A 14,064-nucleotide genomic window follows, 5' to 3' on the forward strand; every position below is an offset into this window, starting at 1 on the left:
GGCGGCGCCTTGCGTCCTTTCTGCCGGTTTTTCTTGCACCCTGAGCGGCATCATTGCCCGCATCTATCGAATGGAATGAAACGAATGGCGAGCGAACGCACCTTTTCAATGATCAAGCCCGATGCCACCAAGCGCAATCTGACCGGCGCAATCACCAAGAAGCTCGAGGATGCCGGCCTGCGCGTCGTCGCGTCCAAGCGCGTCTGGATGAGCCTGCGCGAAGCCGAAGGCTTTTACGCCGTGCACAAGGATCGCCCCTTCTTCGGCGAACTGACCGAGTTCATGTCCTCGGGGCCGACCGTCGTGCAGGTGCTTGAAGGCGAAAACGCCATTGCCAAGAACCGCGAAGTGATGGGCGCCACCAATCCGGCCGACGCTGCCGAAGGCACCATCCGCAAGGAGTTCGCCCTCTCGATCGGCGAGAATTCCGTGCACGGCTCCGATGCGCCGGAAACGGCCGCCGAAGAAATCGCCTACTGGTTCTCCGGCACCGAAATCGTCGGTTAAGCCGAAGACAGCCCGGCGGCATTCATTTGCGGCGTTCAGCGGCGGCGGCGAGGAGAAAGGCGGCGACAGACAGCCCGAGAGGCGCTAGGCTTGCGTGTGCTGCACGCAGCAGCGCAACTCGAAAGGTCGGTTCATGCTTGCGGAGGTCAATCTGCCGCTCATTCTCCTTGCCGCATTTGTCGCCGGGGTCAGCCCCGGGCCGGCAACCCTTGCGCTCGCCGGCACGTCCATGGCCTCCGGGCGCGGCGCCGGCCTGGCCCTGGCTTCGGGGATCACCACCGGATCGCTGATCTGGTCGGTCGCAGCCGCCCTCGGTCTCGGTGCCATGATGCTGGCCAATGCCTGGGTGTTTGATCTCGTGCGCTATTTTGGCGCCGCCTATCTGATGTATCTGGCCGTCAAGGCGGCGCGCTCCGCCTTCTCCGCCAATGCCGCGGCGACCCGATCGCTGTCCGGCGGCCGGCGCACGCTGTACGCCAAGGGCCTGGCCCTACACCTGACCAACCCGAAGGCCATCCTGTTTTTCGGATCGCTCTATTCGCTGGGTCTGCCGGCGGACACCAGCGCCGGTGATCTGGGACTGGTCATTCTTGCCGTCGGGGTGCTGAGTACCGTGCTTTTCCACGGCTATGCCCTGGTGTTTTCCTCACGCCTGATGACCCGGCTTTACCTCAGGATGCGCCGCTGGCTCGAGGCCGCCTTTGCGATCGGTTTCGGCACGGCCAGCCTGAAAATACTCACCGCCAGACTGCAAGCTTCCTAGAGCTGCAAGCAGCCTCAATCGGCCCAGCGGTCCTTGGCGGCATCATCGCTGTCTTTGGCGGCCACCCAATCGCCGCTGCTGCCATCGGCCAGATGTTCCTTTTTCCAGAACGGTGCTTCGCTCTTCAGGAAATCCATCACATAGGCCGCGCCGTCGAAAGCGGCCCGGCGATGCGCCGCCGCTGCCGCCACCAGAACGATATTGCCGCCCGGTGCGATGCGGCCGTAGCGGTGAACCACCCGCAGTCCGAGGAGCGAGAAGCGCCGCACCGCCTTTTCGGCGATTTGCGTGATGGCCCGCTCGGCCATGCCCGGATAATGCTCGAGCTCCAGCGCCGCGAGCCGCCCGGCCTCATCGCGGCACAGGCCGAGAAAACTGGCGACACCGCCCACATCGCCGCGCCCGGCGCTCAGCAGGGCCAGTTCCGCGCCGGCGTCGAAGTCGTCGGCCTGAATGCGCACCGCGATGGCTGAAGCGCCGCTGGCCACGCCTAGCCTCCGGTCACCGGCGGAAACAGGGCGATCTCGCGCGCGTCGCCGATCTTTTCCGCATGCTCGACATGTTCCTGGTTGATCGCCGCGCGGATGATCTCCGGCACCTTGAGCGCCTCGGCATAATTCTCGCCGCGACCGGCAAGATAAGCGATCAATTCGCCGATCGTCTCCACTTCGGGCGGCAGCTCGATCTCTTCCGAAGAAGTGCCGATGCGTTCGCGAATCCAGGCGAAATAGACAAGTTTCATGATCTTACCCGTCCACCACGTGCCGCAGCCCGGCACGGAAATAGTCATATCCGGTATATATGGTGACGATGGCGGCGATCCACAAAAGCCCGATGCCGGTTTCGGTGGTGTAGGGCAGCACCTTGTCTCCCGCCGGGCCGGCGAGCAGAAAGGCGATGGCCAGCAATTGCACGGTGGTTTTCCATTTGGCGATCTGCGTTACCGGTACCGAGACCTTCAGCGCCGCCAGATATTCCCGCAGGCCCGAGACGAGGATCTCGCGGCACAGGATGATGATGGCCGCCCAGATCGACCAGCCGGCAATGGTGCCATCGGCCGCCACCAACAAGAGCACCGAGGCGACCAGCAGCTTGTCGGCGATCGGGTCGAGCATGCGCCCGATATTCGATGTCTGGTTCCATGTGCGCGCCAGATAGCCGTCGAGAAAATCGGTCAGCGAGGCCACGATGAAGATTGCCAGCGCCCACCAGCGCGCTGCATCCGAGCCGTGCAGGCGCCCCTCGATGAAAAAGCACAACACGATCAGCGGCACCGCCAGGATGCGACCATAGGTCAGAAGATTGGGAATGTTCAGTGCGGGCGAAGCCATGAGCGGACCATTGCGTTTTCGGCAGATGAACCGGAGTGGCGCACAAGGTCAACCTGTATCGGCAAACTTTGCCGCCGCGCGCGCTTTTGCCGCTGCCATGCGAACAGGCCGCAGGCTGGGCGAGGGGGCCGCCCTGCCGCCGCGCATCTCTTGTGCTTAAGACGCCTCGTGAAAATGGTTGTAGATCAGTTCGGCCATCGCCTCGGAAATTCCCTCGACGGCGCGCAGATCCTCGATGCCGGCGCGCGAGACCGCCTTGGCGGTGCCGAAATGCATCAGCAGAGCTCGTTTGCGTGACGGGCCGATGCCGCCGATTTCATCGAGCGGGTTCTTCACCAGATCCTTCTTGCGCCGCGCCCGGTGGCCGCCAATGGCAAAGCGGTGCGCCTCGTCGCGCAGCCTCTGGATGAAATACAGCACCGGATCGCGCGGCGGCAGCGTGAAGGCCGGGCGGCCTTCCATGAAAAAGCGCTCGCGCCCGGCCTCGCGGTCGGTTCCCTTGGCGACACCGATGGCCGTCACCCGGTCGCGGATGCCAAGTTCCTCCAACATGCCGCGCACCGCGCTCATCTGCCCCTGGCCGCCGTCGATCAGGATCAGGTCAGGCCAGGCCGGAAAGGCGCCGTCGCCGCCGGCGTCATCCTCCGGCGCCGGCTCCAGGGCCTGCTCCGCCGCGTCCGCCTCATTGCGTGCTGCGGCCACCGGCGCCGGCATCGTATCGCTGTGCTCCTTCAAGAGCCGGGCAAAGCGCCGCTGCATCACCTCGCGCATCATGCCGAAATCATCGCCCGGGGTGATGTCCGTCGAGCGGATGTTGAACTTGCGGTACTGGTTTTTCACGAACCCTTCCGGTCCGGCGACAATCATGCCGCCGACCGCATTGGTGCCCATGATGTGCGAATTGTCATAGACCTCGATGCGCCGCGGCACCGTGCTCAGGCCGAAGGTTTCCGCCAGTCCTTTCAAGAGCCGCGCCTGCGAGGCCGTCTCCGCCAGATGCCGGCCGTGCGCCTCGCGCGCGTTCGAGCGCACATGGTCGACCAGTTCGCGTTTCTCGCCGCGCTGCGGCTGCGCAATTGTCACCTTGTGGCCGGCGCGTGTCGCCAGCGCTTCGGCCATCAGCGCCCGATCCTCGAAATCGTCGGAGATCAGGATCTGTTTCGGTGTCGGCTTGTCATCGTAGAACTGGCCGATGAACGCCCCGAGGATCTCGCCGGGCTCGAGCGCCGTGTCGGCGCGCGGAAAATAGGCCCGGTTGCCCCAGTTCTGCCCGGTGCGGAAGAAGAACACCTGGATGCAGGCCAGACCGCCATCCGCGTGGATGGCGAAAATGTCGGCCTCTTCCACCGACTGCACATTGATGCCCTGATGGCTCTGCACATGCGACAGCGCCGACAGCCGATCGCGGTAGATCGCCGCGCGTTCAAAGTCGAGATCGCCGGAGGCGGTCTGCATTGCCTCGGCCAGATGCGACTTCACCGCCTGGCTGCGCCCGGACAGAAACGCCTTCGCCTCATCGACCAGGGTCGCATAGTCGGTGCTGGAGATTTCACCGGTGCACGGGCCCGAGCAGCGTTTGATCTGGTAGAGCAGGCAGGGCCGGGTGCGGCTTTCATAAACCGAATCGGTGCAGGTGCGCAGCAGAAAGGCGCGCTGCAGCGCGTTGATCGTGCGTCCGACGGCACCGGCCGAGGCGAAGGGGCCAAAGTAATCGCCCTTGCGCGAGCGCGCGCCGCGATGCTTGAAGATCGCCGGCGCCTCATGGTCGCCGGTCACCAGGATATAGGGAAACGACTTGTCGTCGCGCATCAGGACGTTGAAGCGCGGTTTCAGCCGCTTGATCAGATTGGCCTCGAGCAGCAGCGCCTCGGTTTCCGTGCGTGTGGTCACGAACTCCATATTGGCGGTCTCGCGGATCATCCGCGTGATGCGGTTCGAATGCCCGCGCCCCTGGGCGTAGTTGGTGACCCGCTTCTTCAGGCTGCGCGCCTTGCCGACATACAAGACGTCGCCGGCTGCGTTCATCATCCGGTAAACGCCCGGCTGGTTCGGCAGATGCTTGACGAAGGCCTGGATCGCCGCCGCGCCGGTCAGGTTCTGCGCCATGCCCGGGCTTTCGTTCCATTCGATATCGCGCAGATCAGACGCCACGGTCGGCGTGATCTCCCCGCCGGTAGCCACGGCCTCTTCAGCGCCACTTGGGTCCGGGCGATCGCCGGGCGGGCGGCTGCTCATTCGCTCACTCCTGCCACATCCGGCGTCTCCCAGGCCAGATGCTGGCCGCCGTCCAGCGGGATCATCGTGCCGGTCACCGATGGCGTGTCGAACAAATAGCGGATCGTCCGCCCGAAGCTGATCAGGTCCGGCGCCCGCTGCAGCGGCACCGCCGCCACCTGACGCGCGAAATCCTCCTCGCTCTGGCGCGGGCTTGGCAGCGTCGGGCCCGGCGCGATGGCATTGACGCGCAGCCTCGGCGCATGTGTCATCGCCAAAGTGCGCGTCGCCGTCCACAGGGCGGCCTTCGACAGGGTGTAGGAAAAATGTTGCGGTGTCAGTTTCCACACGCGCTGGTCGATCAGATTGACCACCAGCCCGCCCGCCGATTCTGCCGGCAGATGCTCCGCCATGGCCGCCGTCAAGGCAACGGGCGCCTTGACGTGCACCGCCATGTGCCGGTCAAACAGCGCCGCATCGAAGGCATCGCCGAAATCCGGCTCGAAGATCGAGGCATTGTTGACCAGAAGGCGCGGCGCACCGAGCCGGTCGGCCACACGCGCCACCAGTCCCGCCACCGCGTCCGGATCCTCCAGATCGGCGATGAACACCTCCGCCGTGCCGCCGCCGCTGCGAATCGCTGCCGCCGTTTCTTCCGCCGCGCCCGCTGAGCCGTTGGCATGCACCGCCACCGCGAACCCGTTGGCCCCGAGATCCTCGGCGATGGCCCGGCCGATTCGTTTCGCAGCACCGGTGACGAGGGCGATCGGCGCTGAGCATTCGGTCATGGTGGCCTCTCTCGATCCGGTCAAAGGGGTGGCATGCAATCAACACGCGCTGCCAATAGGGCGCCACCCGGACACGGGCACGGGCGTTCCGCCTGCTGGCCGGCCAGGCGCCTTTAAAACACTGTAAAAATATACAGGGCGAAGGCCAAGAGCATCGCCCCGCCGCTGAGCTTTTTCAGCGGGATGCACCAATGCGCCAGCGCCACCACCAGCCCCGAGGCGGCAAACATCACCCACATGTCGACGTGAATGATGCGGGCATCGACGTCGAGCGGCAGAACGAGGCCCGTCACCCCGAGAATGAAGCCGATATTGAAGATGTTCGACCCGACGACATTGCCGATAGCCACGGCTCCCGAGCGCCGCCAGGCCGCTGCCACGGTGGTCACCAGCTCCGGCAGCGAAGTGCCGATGGCCACCACGGTCAGCCCGATCGCCGTATCGGACGCTCCAAGCATGCGGGCGATCTCGGACGCACCGAGAACGGTCAGCCAGGCGCCGATCGGCAGACCGATAAGACCCCCGGCAATGAACAGCACGATGCGCGAGACCGCCAGCGGCAGGGGAATCTCGCCATCGACATTCACGCCGGAATGTTTCGGGTCGACGCGCACCCGATGGATTTGCCAGCCGATATAGCCGAACATCACGACGAGCAGCGCTGCCCCTTCAAGGCGCGTCAATGTGCCATTCGCCATGAACACCATCAACAGGGCAGACAGCGCCATCATCACCGCCAGCGACACGCCGATGCCCTTCTCCGAGCAACTGACCGCCGAAAGCAGCGCCGGCACGCCGAGTACGAGAAGAACATTGGCAATGTTCGAGCCCACCACATTGCCGATCGCAATGCCTGATACCCCGTCAAAGGCGGCCTGCAACGACACGAACAGTTCCGGCGCCGAAGTGCCGAAGGCAACCACGGTCAGGCCGATGATCAGCGGGTTGATCTGCATGCGCGCCGCCAGACCGACGGATCCGCGCACCAGATAGTCGCCGGCCAGGATGAGCACGGCCAGCCCTGCGATCAGCGTGATGATGCTCAACATGAAAAACGCGCGGCCCTGGCTGAAGGAGGAGGATGGAAAGTCGTGCCTTCATATAGGCATTGGCCGGCGCGATGCAATCCGGCCTGCCAGCTTGTCAGCGGCAGCCGTGCAAATTGGCACGCCGGCAGGGCCGGGCAGCGGCCTGAGCCGGTCGCGGGCGCCCCAGAGCCGCGCCGCCGCATGACCGCTCCCGGAACAGCGCGTCGCGACCCCGATCTGTTGCAAAACCAACACATCACACTGCGCCTTTTTTGTGCCGCGCTCTGACCATATTCCCGCTTTTTCCTCGCCCCAATTTGAGTTCAGAAACGGCCATGCAATCCGGCGGAACCAATCCTGGTACCGCACGTTCTGCAACATGTGCGCCGTCTGGGGACGGTATGTAATTCAAGGAGTTTTTCTATGCGCACGACCAAGCTGGCACTCCTCTCCGCGGCTCTGGTGCTGCCGCTTTCACTTCAGGCTCAGGCCGCCGATGCCATCTATGAGGCTCCGCCCGAAGCGCCTGTCGCTGATATCGCAACCGCGCCTGCCTATCTGTGGGCTGGCGGCTATGCCGGTGTCTTCGGCGGCTACAGCTGGGGCGAAACCGACGCCATCTCCGACGTTGACGGCGCCATGGGCGGTGTCTACGGCGGCTACAACTGGCAGTCCGGCAACTTCGTTTACGGTGTCGAGGCCGACGTCGGCTATTCCGGCGCTGAAGGCACTGCCGCCGGCGTCTCCGCCGAGCAGGGCGCTTTCGGTTCGATCCGGGCCCGTCTTGGCTACGACATGAACCCGTTCCTGGTCTACGGCACGGTCGGTGGCGCCGCCACCAATCTTGAGCTGAACAGCGGCGGTGCTTCCGACGATCAGGTGATGTACGGCTACACCGTCGGTGCAGGCGTCGAAACCTTCGTCACCGAAAAGATCACCACCCGTCTTGAGTATCGCTACACCGATTACGGCAGCGAGGACTTCAATCTCGGCGCCGGCACGTTCTCGACCGGTTACGACGATCACTCGGTCCGCGCCGGTATCGGCATCAAGTTCTAAGCATGAGAATGCCGGTTCCGCCGGCTATCTGCTGAACAACAAAGAACCCCGGGAACGCCTGCCGTTTCCGGGGTTTTCTGCATTTGCAGCCGGTGACTATCTCGTCCGCTCGTCCTCAATCGGCCTGCGGACAAAGGCGGGCAAGATCGGGAAAATTGGCCTCGAACTTGCGCATGAACGCCTTCAGTTTCGGCCGGCCGCGTTCCCACTGGCCCTCGAATCGCAGATTGAGATAGCCAAGCACCGCGGCGATCGCCAGATGCGCTGCCGTCGGCGACTTGCCCATGCGCGGCAGGCGCTTTTCCAGCACCTCCAGTCCGCGCGTCACCTTGCGCCACTGCAGGTCGAGCCAGGGCTGATGCACCAGCTCTTCCGAGCGATAGCGCCGTTCATAGACGATCAGCAGCAGCGCATCGCAAATGCCGTCACACAGCGCTTCGGTGACCTCGGCCTCCGTGCGCTTGGCGGCATTGCGCGGATACAGCTTCCGCCCGCCCGCCCGGTCGAGATACTGCATGATTGCGCGGCTGTCATAGATGTTGACCCCGTCATCGTTCAGCAAAGTCGGAATCTTGCCGAGCGGATTGGTGTCGATCAGATCCGCCGGCTCGCTGGCGGTCGAGACATTGGTGATTTCGACCGGAAGCCCGGCGACAACCGCACCCATGCGGGCCTTGGCGGCATAGGGTGAAGCAGGAGCGGAGTAGAGTTTCATCGGCAGTGTCCCTCGTCGGAAAAATTTCGGCTCGATGCGCCGTCAGGGTTGCGGAACCGTCAGGCGGCTGGCTCGACAGCCGGACCTGTCCACCGCCGCGCAGGAGCGGAATTGCAGCTCATGCGTAAGGCACACCCGCACCTCTCGCAACCGCCCGGATTCACAGACGGCGGCGATGCCATCGCGCCGCAGTCCGGGATTGGCGGCAATGAACAGCTCCTCAGCCGCTTGCGCCGACAGCGTCATGTCGGCAGAGGCGCCGCGAAAGCGCTCGGGAACACGCACTCTTTCCGCCGCCGCCCGCACCACGTCGAAATACTGCTCCTGGGACAGGCCGGAACAACTGCCGTGCTTGCGCCACATATGGCCGATCAGTCCCATGCTCGGCGTCAGCGCCTGCAGCTCCTGGCCCAGCCGTGCGGGGACGCGGTCCGGCTGCCGGGTCGGACAATATTGCGGATAGCCGGCCTCGAATTGCGGCCACAAGCCGTGCACGATGAAACCGAAATCGGCGTCCTGCCCGCACTGCTGGCTGTCGCGCCGCCCGCGCCCCTCGGCGAGGCAATAGCTCGGCGACCAGGACAGGGCCAGAACGTAGAAATCAAAACCTGTGCCAAGCGGTACGGTCTCGGCCGCGATACTCGCTGTGACCGGGCCCGGCGCGCTGTCAGGCTGAGGCTGCTGGACAAGAAAGGCCGCGCCGGCAACAGCTGCCAGCGTCATCACCGCACCGGACAAAAGGCGCCGCCAGCGTGTCACGTCGATCTGCAACCCATGCCGGTCATCTCAGCGAGCGGCAATGCGCGCCATAGACCTTCCACGGATCGAGACCGGCCACGCAGAATTCGACATTGTCGCGGATGCCGGCAAACCCCATGCCGCCCTCGACCAGATACCAGACGGTGCGCGTCCGGCCATCATTCATCAGCGCCCGGGCATGGCAGTAGAGGCGAGGGATCAGGTGGGTCTGGCTGGCTGGCTGCCAGCGGTTCTCATGCGGTTGCGCGATGGCCTCGATACGCAATCCGCGCTTGAGCACATGCTCGTCCGTCCAGACGAACCGGCGCTGAATGTAATCAAGCACCTTCGGATCACGGCAGGCTGCGAAATTGCCACCGGTAAACGCCTGCGCGACTGGCGTCAGCGGCGCGCCGAGCGGTGCTGCCAGCGCCAGGCCGGCGGCCAACATCGCCAAACCCGGCAACGGGCCGAGGAACCTGCCGAGAAACCTGTCGAGAACCCGGCTTGCGGTGCGCATTAGCCAACCTATCAAATCAACTCTCCCTTCGGCGCGCATGCGCGCAATCAGCGAAAGGATGCTCAGGGGCAGGGCAAAGGTCAAGCCGCAATCGGCCGGCTGGCGCCAGCGAGCCAGCTCCTTATCCGAAGTAGTGACGCGAACCGGTCAGTCCAGAAACGAAGGCAGATGCGCGAACAAATGGTCATAGACCATCTTGATGCGATGATTGTGGCGCAGATCCTCATGCATCGACAGCCATGTTTCCATCTCGAAATGCACCGTATCGGCAAGCACCGGCACCAGCGACGGATCGCGTTCGGCCATGCTCTTGTGCGAAACGCCGATTCCCACGCCGGCCCGTACGGCTGCCAGCTGCGCGTTATGGCTGTCGCTGCGATAGCTGAACAGCGACGGGGTGATGTCCGGCAATTCGCTGGCGAACCGGCTGCGGTAGAGCGGATCGCGGTCCGGTCCGATCACCCGGTGGCCGGCCAGTTCGGCAATTGAGCCGGGCGGCGCACGGTTGCCGAGATAGTCGCGGCTGGCATAAAGGCCGAGCCGCACCACGCCGACCCGCCGGGCCAGCAACGCGCCCTGTTCGGGGCGCTGCATGCGGATGGCGATATCGGCCTCGCGGCGCAACAGGTCGACATTGCGGTTCGATGCATCGACCTCGATCTCGAGGCCTTCATGCTGACGCAGGAACGGCGCCAACAACGCCGGCAGGATCTCCGTCGACATGATTTCGGTCGCCGAGAGGCGCACAATGCCGGCCTCGCTGTCCGCCGTCTGCGCAACCGATCGCGCCAGAACCTCGGCCGCCGTCGCCATGCTGCGCGCCTGCGGCTCCAGCGAGATCGCCAGATCCGTTGGGGTCAATCCGTTCTGCGCGCGGGTGAAAAGCCGCACGCCGAGCGCCGTTTCCAGCTGATCGACATGCCGGCCGATCGTCGGCTGCGATACGCTGAGACTGCGCGCCGCTCCCGACAGGGAGCGCTCATTCATGACGGCGAGAAAGCTGCGCCACAATTCCCAGCCAATGGCAGCTTCGCTCATGGGGTATCGCCTTCGTGCTGGCTTGAACATTGACGCCGCGGCGCTCACCGCCGCATCCGGTCGAAATAGGCACTCGCGCAAAACAATAAAAGGGGCGAGGGGATTTTGCGAGAGGGCGGGGCCTCAGCCTTCGCCGAACTCAGACTTCGCCGACCCCCAGCCTTAGCCTTCGCCGACCAATGTCTCGACCCGCCAGCCCGCCTTGTCGTCCTGCGCCAGAAGCCGCGTGATTTCCGGCAGCGCCGCGCGCAGCGAGCCGGCCAGCGTATAGGGCGGATTGACCAGCACCAGCCCGGAACCGTTCAGCCCCTTTTCGGTGCGTGGATCGCGCACCCACATTTCGGTGACCAGCGTGTTGGGGCGGCCGAGCGTCTGCAGTTCGGCGTGGAAGCGGGCGACGCCACTGTCGGCCTTCAGCGGGTACCACAGGCAATAGGGGCCGGCGGCAAAGCGCCGGCTCGCGCGCGCCAGCCCGTCAATCAGCCGGTCGAACTCGCCGCCCTGTTCGAACGGTGGGTCGACCAGCACCAGGCCGCGCTTCTCCTTGGGTGGCAAATGTCCGCCGAGCGCCAGCCAGCCATCGAGTTCCGTCACCCGCACCTGGTGGTCGCCCTCAAACAGCCGCCGCAAATGCCGGGCGTCTTGTGCATGCAGCTCGATCGCCGACAGCCGGTCCTGCTTGCGCATGAGCCGGCGCACCAATTGCGGCGAACCCGGATAGCGCTTCAGTTCGCGGTCCGGGTTCAGCTCCTTGACGACGGTGAGATACGGCGCCAGGAACTCTTCAGTCGCCGGGGTCAGGCTGGCGCCCAGAAGCCGTCCGATCCCGCCCTGCCATTCGCCGGTCTTTTTCGCCTCGACCGAACCCAGATCATAGCTGCCCGGTCCCGCATGCGTGTCGATCACGCGGAAACCGCCGTCCTTGCGCTTGAGATAGCTGACCATCGCCGCCAGCACCGCATGCTTGAGCACATCGGCGAAATTTCCCGCATGGTAGGCATGGCGATAATTCATCGTCGAACAGGGTCCGTGGCGCGGCATTTTGCTGGTCGGGCGGCGCCGAAAGCCTTATAGGGAAAGCATGAACGAAGCCAGTCCCATTCGTCCCGACACCGGCCCTGGCTCCAGCTCCGATCCGGACAGCCCGGCGCAGCTGAAGCCGGCAATCGGCCATTCCGCTTGTCCGCATGACTGCCCCTCCACCTGCGCGCTCGAGGTGGAACTCATCGCCAGGGATCGCATCGGCCGCATCCGCGGCGCCCGCGACAACAGCTACACCGCCGGCGTCATCTGCGCCAAGGTCGCCCGCTATTCAGAGCGCATCCACCACCCGGACCGGCTGCTCAAGCCGCTGGTGCGCAGCGGTGCCAAGGGCGAAGGGAGCTGGAAACAGGCGAGCTGGGAGGCGGCGCTCGACCTGGTCGCCGAGAAATTCATCGCCGCCGAAGAGAGATATGGCAGCGAAACGGTCTGGCCCTATCAATATGCCGGTACCATGGGACTGGTGCAGCGCGACTCCATCCATCGCCTGCGCCATGCCAAGCGCTATTCCGGTTTCTTCGGCACCATCTGCGTCAATGCCGCCTGGACCGGCTATGCCATGGGCACCGGTGCCCTGCGCGGTCCCGACCCGCGCGAAATGGCCCTGTCCGACTGTGTCGTGATCTGGGGCACCAACGCCGTCTCGACCCAGGTCAACGTGATGACCCACGCCATCCGCGCCCGCAAGCAGCGTGGCGCGAAGATCGTCGCCATTGACGTCTACCGCAACGACACCATGAAACAGGCCGATCTGGCGCTGGTCGTCCGGCCCGGAACCGATGGCGCGCTCGCCTGCGCCACCATGCATGTGCTGTTCCGCGACGGCCTGGCCGACCGCGCCTATCTCGAACGCTACACGGATGATCCGGCGGGACTGGAAGAGCATCTGCGCACCCGCACGCCCGAATGGGCCGCCGCCATCACCGGGCTTTCGGTCGAGGAAATCGAGGAATTCGCCACCCTGGTCGGCCAGACCAAACGCACTTTTTTCCGGCTTGGTTACGGCTTCACGCGCTCGCGCAACGGCACCGCCAACATGCACGCGGCGCTGTCGATCGCCGCCGTCACCGGCGCCTGGCAATATGAAGGCGGCGGCGCCTTCCATTCCAATTCCGGCATTTTCGGCCTCGACATGGACCTGATCGAGGGCACGCAATTTGCCGATCCGGGCGTGCGCCATCTCGACCAGTCGAAGATCGGCCGCGTGCTGACCGGTGATCCCGAGGCGCTGTATGGCGGCCCGCCGGTCACCGCCATGCTGATCCAGAACACCAATCCCGCCAATGTCGCCCCGGAACAGCGGCTGGTGAAGCGCGGTTTCCTGCGCGAGGATCTGTTCACCTGCGTGCACGAGCAGTTCATGACCGAAACCGCACTGCTCGCCGATGTCGTGCTGCCGGCGACGATGTTTCTCGAGCATGATGACATCTATCGCGGGGGCGGCCATCAGCACATTCTCCTCGGTCCGAAGCTGATCGATCCCCCCGAAGGACCGCGCGAGAACATTTTCGTCATCGACGAACTGGCCCGGCGGCTCGGGGTCGGCGATCGGCCCGGTTTTGGCCTGACCGCGCGCCAACACCTCGACCACATGCTCGCAAAGCGCGGCCTCGGCTCCTTCGAGACATTCAAGCAGGCACGCTGGGCCGATGTGCAGCCCGACTTCGACACGGCGCACTATATCGACGGTTTCGCGCATCCGGACGGCAGGTTTCGCTTTCGTCCCGACTGGCAGGGCACCCCGGTCAACACAAAGCCGCCGCACAATGTCGGCCCGCAGGGCGAGTATCGGCAATTGCCGCAGTTTCCCGATCATGTCGAACTGATCGAGAGTGCTGATGCCGGCCATCCCTACCGCCTTGCCACCTCGCCATCGCGCAGCTTTCTCAATTCATCCTTTTCCGAAACCCCCGGTTCGATTGAACGCGAAGGCCGGCCGGAAGTGATGATCCATCCCGAAGATGCCGATTCGGAAGGCATCCGCTGCGGTGACCGGATCGAGATCGGCAACGCGCGCGGCGAAGTAATCCTCAATGCGCGCGTCACCGATGTCGTGCGGCCGGGCACCCTCGTCGCCGAGGGCATCTGGCCGAACGCGGCGCATGAAAGAGGTGAGGGCATCAATGTGCTGACCGGCGCCGACGCCATCGCGCCCTATGGCGGCGCTGCCTTTCACGACAACCGCGTCTGGTTACGCCCCGCCTGAATTGCGCATCTGCATAAATCGCATCCGGCCCTGTCGATCGGCCAGCCGCGCCTTATCTAGGCTGGGGACGAGGGTGTCGACGCCATCAATCATTGCGACCACTAATCACAGGACAG

At 64.6% G+C, this 14,064-nt stretch carries 15 protein-coding genes; 4 read left to right on the forward strand and 11 right to left on the reverse strand.

Going from position 1 to position 14,064, the window contains the following annotated elements:
- The first annotated feature begins 84 nt into the window (after positions 1–84).
- A complete protein-coding gene (gene ndk / locus KY465_RS15675) occupies positions 85–507 on the forward strand; it encodes a nucleoside-diphosphate kinase (protein WP_219203043.1) in 423 nt (140 codons plus the stop codon).
- Positions 508–640: 133 nt separating this feature from the next.
- A complete protein-coding gene (locus KY465_RS15680; RefSeq protein ID WP_219203044.1) occupies positions 641–1,270 on the forward strand; it encodes a LysE family translocator in 630 nt (209 codons plus the stop codon).
- A 14-nt stretch (positions 1,271–1,284) separates the two neighbouring features.
- Here the strand turns inward: KY465_RS15680 and KY465_RS15685 are convergent, their stop codons facing one another.
- The 6 genes from KY465_RS15685 to KY465_RS15710 all read right to left on the reverse strand — a co-directional run bounded on the left by KY465_RS15685 (position 1,285) and on the right by KY465_RS15710 (position 6,652).
- Positions 1,285–1,758, reverse strand: coding sequence for a molybdenum cofactor biosynthesis protein MoaE (locus KY465_RS15685; RefSeq protein ID WP_219203045.1), 474 nt, complete (start codon positions 1,756–1,758; stop codon positions 1,285–1,287).
- A gap of 2 nt (positions 1,759–1,760) precedes the next feature.
- Positions 1,761–2,012, reverse strand: a complete 252-nt coding sequence (moaD, locus tag KY465_RS15690) for a molybdopterin converting factor subunit 1 (protein WP_219203046.1) — start codon at positions 2,010–2,012, stop codon at positions 1,761–1,763.
- Positions 2,013–2,016: 4 nt separating this feature from the next.
- Complete coding sequence (pgsA, locus tag KY465_RS15695) at positions 2,017–2,601, reverse strand: CDP-diacylglycerol--glycerol-3-phosphate 3-phosphatidyltransferase (protein WP_219203047.1); 585 nt, start codon at positions 2,599–2,601, stop codon at positions 2,017–2,019.
- A 156-nt stretch (positions 2,602–2,757) separates the two neighbouring features.
- Positions 2,758–4,836, reverse strand: a complete 2,079-nt coding sequence (uvrC, locus tag KY465_RS15700; RefSeq protein WP_219203048.1) for an excinuclease ABC subunit UvrC — start codon at positions 4,834–4,836, stop codon at positions 2,758–2,760.
- Positions 4,833–5,603 (reverse strand): SDR family oxidoreductase, encoded by a 771-nt coding sequence (locus KY465_RS15705; RefSeq protein WP_219203049.1) that lies wholly within the window; start codon positions 5,601–5,603, stop codon positions 4,833–4,835. The genes uvrC and KY465_RS15705 overlap by 4 nt, the downstream gene beginning before the upstream one ends.
- Before the next feature lie 113 nt (positions 5,604–5,716).
- Complete coding sequence (locus KY465_RS15710; RefSeq protein WP_219203050.1) at positions 5,717–6,652, reverse strand: calcium/sodium antiporter; 936 nt, start codon at positions 6,650–6,652, stop codon at positions 5,717–5,719.
- 402 nt (positions 6,653–7,054) lie between these two features.
- Between KY465_RS15710 and KY465_RS15715 the strand changes: the two genes are divergently transcribed.
- Positions 7,055–7,690 carry an outer membrane protein gene (locus tag KY465_RS15715; RefSeq protein WP_219203051.1) on the forward strand — a complete coding sequence of 212 codons (636 nt, stop codon included), beginning with the start codon at positions 7,055–7,057 and terminating at the stop codon, positions 7,688–7,690.
- 115 nt (positions 7,691–7,805) lie between these two features.
- Here the strand turns inward: KY465_RS15715 and KY465_RS15720 are convergent, their stop codons facing one another.
- From KY465_RS15720 to KY465_RS15740, 5 genes are all read right to left on the reverse strand, one after another.
- The gene (locus KY465_RS15720; protein WP_219203310.1) at positions 7,806–8,411 is read right to left on the reverse strand and encodes a glutathione S-transferase family protein; all 606 of its coding nucleotides are present in this window, start codon (positions 8,409–8,411) and stop codon (positions 7,806–7,808) included.
- Between the two features lie 36 nt (positions 8,412–8,447).
- Entirely contained in the window at positions 8,448–9,164 is a 717-nt protein-coding gene (locus KY465_RS15725; protein ID WP_219203052.1) for a ribonuclease T2 family protein, read from the reverse strand.
- Positions 9,165–9,186: 22 nt separating this feature from the next.
- Positions 9,187–9,663 carry a hypothetical protein gene (locus tag KY465_RS15730; protein ID WP_219203053.1) on the reverse strand — a complete coding sequence of 159 codons (477 nt, stop codon included), beginning with the start codon at positions 9,661–9,663 and terminating at the stop codon, positions 9,187–9,189.
- 147 nt (positions 9,664–9,810) lie between these two features.
- Positions 9,811–10,701, reverse strand: a complete 891-nt coding sequence (locus KY465_RS15735; RefSeq protein ID WP_219203054.1) for a LysR family transcriptional regulator — start codon at positions 10,699–10,701, stop codon at positions 9,811–9,813.
- A gap of 162 nt (positions 10,702–10,863) precedes the next feature.
- Positions 10,864–11,715, reverse strand: coding sequence for a 23S rRNA (adenine(2030)-N(6))-methyltransferase RlmJ (locus KY465_RS15740; RefSeq protein WP_219203055.1), 852 nt, complete (start codon positions 11,713–11,715; stop codon positions 10,864–10,866).
- 67 nt (positions 11,716–11,782) lie between these two features.
- On the opposite strand from KY465_RS15740, the gene KY465_RS15745 reads away from it, so the two are divergent.
- Positions 11,783–13,948: a molybdopterin-containing oxidoreductase family protein gene (locus KY465_RS15745; RefSeq protein ID WP_219203056.1), complete on the forward strand. Its 2,166-nt coding sequence runs from the start codon at positions 11,783–11,785 to the stop codon at positions 13,946–13,948.
- Positions 13,949–14,064 lie beyond the last annotated feature (116 nt).

It is taken from the genome of Neohoeflea coraliihabitans, assembly GCF_019334345.1.
GTDB lineage: Bacteria > Pseudomonadota > Alphaproteobacteria > Rhizobiales > Rhizobiaceae > Pseudohoeflea > Pseudohoeflea coraliihabitans.